The following is a 1,188-nucleotide window of genomic DNA, read 5'->3' as shown; positions in this document are numbered from 1 at the left end:
TCCGCATCTAACCGAGCATGACGTGCCGAGCGATCACTGTACTTGTCGTCCATGGCATCTCGATCTTCGTCGTCTCGGGCACGCTTGCCTTCTAAACGGGTGTCGGGCGGGGGGAAATGGATGCCACTGCTAGCCAAATGCAACAAACCACTACTTCCACTATGACATTTCATCAGGTCTAGTGACGCCGATGAACTTGGACTTAGGTGACCAATAGAGTTGTTGGCATTGACTGACTTGTCCTTGTCTGTGGTCAAGGGCTCTTGGGCACTAGCTACCGATGATAAGGAATCCAAAGATGCCAACTTGGAAGGAGTAGGGATGGATGCCCGACGTTTCGCAGCTTCAACTTCAGCTGGATCCGTGGGAGAATTCGTCAACGAAGACGAGTTGCTGGCAGGTTGATCTACCTTTAAATGTCCATCTGCATCTGGCTTTTCCATACGCTCTCTCATCACTGCTTCATCGACACTAGCTACCTGATTAATCTGACCCCACGAAACTCCAGCATCCGAGTGCTCGTCAGGATGATCATGATGATGGTGTGCAGGAGGATTCGGGGCAAGGTAATGAGAAGAAGTATCCATCTTTCCGTGTGGCTTATCAGCAGCGCTGCCAAAGGAAGAAGAGACAGCTCGGCTAAAGGTATTCCCTTGGGCTGCTTGTTGTTGTTGTTGAATATGCTGTTGTGGTGGCGGTTCCATGTAGCGCCCGTCGTGAGGAGTGCTAGCAGTAGGTCTTTGCTGTTGATACACTTCGGGTGGCATCCCTGGGTATGCGGGAGGGCGTTGAAATGGGGGGGCTCCCCAGCTGTTAGGATCACCTCCTTGTTCGTAGCCACGATAGGAGGGAGGATAAGGTGGTGGTGGTCCTCGGTACTGCCCTGGAGGAGGGCCTCGATATGGGCCGCCAGGTCCCTCATGACCATATGGCCCACGTTGATCATAAGGAGGAAATGCTCCTGGAGGAGGAGGTCCACGGTAGTCTGGAGGAGGAGGCCCTCCATAGTAACCATGGCGGTAGCCGCCGTGATTCGGCCCAGGTCCATGTGGAGGAGACACGTGCATTGGGGGCCGTCCCGCGGCAGCAGCAGCAGGACCATTGTAGTAAGCCGGAGGATCGTTGTTACGTGAACTTTGATGTCTAGGTTCGTGTGGCTGAAATGCCCCACCTCCACCTAGTGGGCGC

At 54.3% G+C, this 1,188-nt stretch carries 1 protein-coding gene; it reads right to left on the bottom strand.

The features are described 5' to 3' along the window. Positions 1-475: 475 nt before the first annotated feature. Entirely contained in the window at positions 476-1,171 is a 696-nt protein-coding gene (locus V6D20_20095) for a hypothetical protein (protein HEY9818081.1), read from the bottom strand. Positions 1,172-1,188 lie beyond the last annotated feature (17 nt).

The sequence above is a fragment of the Candidatus Obscuribacterales bacterium genome, from assembly GCA_036703605.1.
In the GTDB taxonomy this organism is placed as follows: Bacteria; Cyanobacteriota; Cyanobacteriia; order RECH01; family RECH01; genus RECH01.
This window is presented reverse-complemented; position numbering and strand designations above follow the sequence as displayed.